This is a genomic window from Edaphobacter sp., assembly GCF_035532915.1.
In the GTDB taxonomy this organism is placed as follows: Bacteria; Acidobacteriota; Terriglobia; order Terriglobales; family Acidobacteriaceae; genus Edaphobacter.
On the sequence record NZ_DATKQC010000446.1, the window covers coordinates 1 to 4,084 of the forward strand.

The 4,084-nt window shown below is 57.7% G+C and carries 3 protein-coding genes; 1 reads left to right on the forward strand and 2 read right to left on the reverse strand.

The annotated features are described in order from the left end of the window. Positions 1–123 precede the first annotated feature (123 nt). Positions 124–636 (reverse strand): VOC family protein, encoded by a 513-nt coding sequence (locus tag VMU57_RS20925; RefSeq protein WP_325386987.1) that lies wholly within the window; start codon positions 634–636, stop codon positions 124–126. A 1,062-nt stretch (positions 637–1,698) separates the two neighbouring features. Continuing rightward, entirely contained in the window at positions 1,699–2,217 is a 519-nt protein-coding gene (locus VMU57_RS20930; RefSeq protein ID WP_325386989.1) for a hypothetical protein, read from the reverse strand. Positions 2,218–2,357: 140 nt separating this feature from the next. On the opposite strand from VMU57_RS20930, the gene VMU57_RS20935 reads away from it, so the two are divergent. Beyond that, positions 2,358–3,896: an amino acid permease gene (locus VMU57_RS20935; protein ID WP_325386991.1), complete on the forward strand. Its 1,539-nt coding sequence runs from the start codon at positions 2,358–2,360 to the stop codon at positions 3,894–3,896. Positions 3,897–4,084: the final 188 nt, after the last annotated feature.

Sequence of the window (4,084 nt, forward strand, 5' to 3'; positions counted from 1 at the left end):
TGTTTCCGGATGGCCCGTCGGAACGGGAGGAAACGCGACAAAGGTGATTAGCGCTGTGCCCTCCCGGCAACGGAACGGTTTGGAATAGATTAAGAAAGACAGCGGGAGTTGAAGGGATGCTACTCAGGCGCCAGCACTTGCAGCGCGAGCTGTCTGTTGGCTGGCCATTTGTTCCATTTGTTCCTTCATCTTCTGTTGCATTTCCTTAGGTGCGGGTTGCGCAATGTGGGTAGCGACCATCCAAGTGTAACCCTCGGGATCAACAACGGTTCCACAGCGGTCGCCCCAAAACATGTCCATCACGGGTCCCTTGGGCGCGGCGCCGAGTCTTACGGCCTTGGCAACCGTCTTGTCTGCGTTCTCCGTTAGCAGATACAAACTCGTCGGCGAGGCGCCGATTGCTTTCGCGCCGCGAGAACCCATCTGCGGCATTTCGGGACCCAACATCAATGTCGTGCCGCGGAGCGTCAGCTCGGCATGGATCGCCTTGCCGTCTGGACCATTCATGATCCCCCGTTTGGCAAAGCCGAACGCTTTTTGATAAAACGCGGCTGCCGCTTTCACGTCGGTCACCGTTAGGATTGCCGTTACTGAACCGTAGAGCTTTTTATTGAGCGGGTCGATTTTTTGGCGCATAACACTCCTTTCGTGAGGCGAGTATTCGAGCTGAGTTTCGGCGGAAGTGGTTCATAAATGCACCGATCGCAGACACTTGCGGACATCGCAGATGGAGAATACTCCAATGAGAAACGTCTGGTCAACGTGCGAGTCGATGGCACAGACGACCTCCCCGAGTCTCTTCCCGCGCCCGAGCGGTGCTGACGAATGCTGGCCAACACCGTAGTTCTGTCTGGCTTGTCGGCAACCCTTAGTGCGACCTGGAAAGCTGCTGAAAAAGATTGTCTGGAGAAGAGGAACTCGATCAGACCGTGCGTCTCATCGCACGTAGCCTACAAGGCAGAGCGGGGAGGTAACGAACTGTTCTGGAGCCCTTGGAAAATGTATCCACGCTCGCAAGAGCGGCGCCGAAACCGTGAGGCAACGGTGTATCTGCCAGCATTAGGTGGAGACGGGGCTAGGCTTGATCGTACGATCAGAATGTACAAATGCTCGCAAGCGTCGTCAGCCGAAGAGAGCCTTAAATGCTGCGCGGCTCTTCTTGCAGTGAGCACAGAGGCTTAAGGGTTCTCTGTCATGGGTAATCAACACTGCCGGCGTAGAGAGCAGATCTAACCGATCGCGTCATTTCAGCGGAACAGGGTAAGCCCGTATCGCTCCTCGCAAGGGGTAAGTCCATCGCAAGATGGCACCGATGGCGATGCGGGTAACGGAAATGGGAGCAAGCGAAGGCTGCCCTGTAATCGGGCAGATAGAGGTTGCGTCGCCTCGTGGGGACAAGATCACCTCGCCGGAAACGGAGCTGACTTCCTGTTGGTGCTCAGCTCGAGAACTCTTGAGGAACCGATGCATGAAGCAAAGCAAATGACGATGGCGTAAGCCATTGGTGCAGCTTCACACACGACGGTGATTCCACCGCCGTGCGAATCGGCAGCAAGTCAGTATCGAGTAGGTCTGATTCGTTTTGTACCAGGCCGCGTCCTCGTTTTTCATGGGGGCGTTTTTGGGTGCTCGAGCCGGATGAATGGGAAACCTTCAAGTCCGGTTCTTAGAGGGCTGGGCGCCAGCAATGGCGTCCGGCTACTCGACCCTTGGGATTACTTCCCGCTTGCCCGTCACCGACAAGGAAACGCTACGAAGGGTGAGGATCGTGTATGCCCGCAATACGTGACTTCGCTGAGAAACACTAGCCAAACCAGTACAGCAGGAGCTTGTCTTGAACGGCGGCAACGTCCAGCGGCTTCTTCCCTTTGTACGATGGGACGGGAAAACAAAATCCCCAGGTCCGTTGTATTCGTTCTGCGACTTCCATTCCAGCAACGCACCTTTCAGCGCCAAATGCATCGGCAACAGCTTGGCCGACGCTTCCGTTTTTGTCGCCTTCAGATGCCCGCCTCTGCGCCAATAGTACGAGTGTTGAACGCTGAAGCTCATACTGTCGAAGTTGCAATCCGACCAGCGCAGGGCACCGAGCTCGCCTCGACGTGTGCCCAACGCTCCATCCAGAAACATGAGCAACTGGTCCCGAAATTGTAATTTCAGGCGGGCAAAGAACGAGCCGTCGGCACCCGAAGCCTTGCTGGGGGCTGCTGTGGTCATAAAGTTCTTGAGGCCAGGAACGAAGGAGAGTTAGGATGCGCGAGCCTGGAGTCCAAATCGAAAATCCTGGCTGAGAGGGCCCCGAACGGCGGCAATTTGCCAGCGAAGGGTCGGGCATGAAGCATCAAGGAGGATGAGGGATGGCCAGCCAGTTGACGGCAACGAAGCGGATCGAAGACCTGCTGGAAAGCGCCAAAGAAGAATCCGGTGGGCTGCGACGGGTGCTCGGCCCCGTGCACCTGGTAACGCTCGGCGTCGGAGCCATCATCGGCGCCGGTATTTTCGTGCTGACCGGCCAGGCGGCGGCGCTTTACGCCGGCCCGGCAGTTGTGCTCTCGTTCATCCTCTGCGGAATTGGCAGCGGGTTTGCGGGGCTTTGCTATGCGGAGTTTGCTTCGCTGATTCCGATTGCTGGCTCGGCCTACACTTACGCCTACGCAACGCTCGGTGAAATTTTCGCATGGATCATTGGCTGGGCTCTGGTGCTGGAATATTCCTTCGGGGCAGCGACCGTAGCTTCCGGATGGAGCGGATATTTCATGAGCCTGCTGGCCGATTTCAATATCCAGGTACCTCCGCAATGGACCGCCGTTCCGGGAACGAAGCTGATTCTTTTCCAAGGCCATTGGCAAATCCTGGGCAACGTCCTGCCTGCCATTCAAAAGGCAGGACTCAATCCGTCGGCGCTGCCGCAGGCGACCGGGATTTTCAATCTAGTGGCACTGGTGGCGATTTTGGTAATCACGACGATCCTGGTGATCGGAGTGAAGGAATCGGCGAACATGAATGCGGCAGCCGTAATCACCAAGGTCTCCGCCGTTCTCGTGTTCATCGTGCTGGCGGCGATTTTTGTAATCCATCATCCGCAGATCGCCGCCGCCAACTGGCACCCGTTCCTTCCGAAAAACACGGGCAAATTCGGCCAGTTTGGCTGGTCGGGCGTGCTGCGCGGGGCCAGCGTGATCTTTTTCGCTTACATCGGATTCGACGCCGTATCGACGACGGCGCAGGAGGCGCGCAATCCGCAGAAGGATATGCCCATCGGAATCATCGGTTCGCTTGTGATTTGCACTTTCCTTTACATCATTGTCGCCGCTCTGCTGAGCGGCGTCGTTCCTTACACCTCGCTCAATGTGGCCGACCCGGTAGCCGTAGGAGTGCGAGCGACGGGAGTTCGCTGGGGCAGCATCCTGGTCAATATCGGCGCCGTGGCGGGACTCGGAAGCGTGATGCTGGTGATGCTGCTGGGCCAGTCGCGAATTTTCTGGACCATGTCGAAAGACGGGCTGCTTCCCAGGTGGGCCGGAAAGGTGCATCCGCGATTCCGGACTCCGTGGATTTCCTCGATCGTCGTCGGCATTCCTGTGGCCATCGCAGCGGCCTTCCTCCCCATCTCGCAGCTGGCGGAACTGGTGAACATCGGCACGCTTTCGGCTTTCGTCATCGTTTGCATTGGCGTTTGGGTCCTTCGCCGGAAGCAGCCTAATCTCGAGCGGCCATTTCGAACGCCTTGGGTGCCGGTGGTGCCAATTCTGGGCGCCGTCATCGCCCTTGGACTCATGGCGGGTTTGCCGGCACTCACGTGGTACGCCTTCCTTTGCTGGGCGGCCTTCGGGCTCATCCTGTATTTTTCCTACGGCCGCAGGCACAGCCTCTTGCGAGCGCAGGCGCGAGAGTAGATTGGCCCCAGTATTGGTGAACTGGATTCCGAGCGCGTTTGTGAATCACCGTCGGTGAAGAAATTGGCCGAAACGCTCGTATCTCAAAGCGACAATGGGATCGACACGCACCGCGCGCCGCGCAGGAATCCAGCAGGCGCCCAGCGCCACGAGAATTAGCACCGCCGCAGTGGAGAGAAAACTGGCTG

Excerpts from the sequence above, each read along its gene's own strand:
- VMU57_RS20935 (WP_325386991.1), top strand. The coding sequence starts at position 2,358 with ATGGCCAGCCAGTTGACGGCAACGAAGCGGATCGAAGACCTGCTGGAA.
- VMU57_RS20930 (WP_325386989.1), bottom strand. The coding sequence starts at position 2,217 with ATGACCACAGCAGCCCCCAGCAAGGCTTCGGGTGCCGACGGCTCGTTC.
- VMU57_RS20925 (WP_325386987.1), bottom strand. The coding sequence starts at position 636 with ATGCGCCAAAAAATCGACCCGCTCAATAAAAAGCTCTACGGTTCAGTA.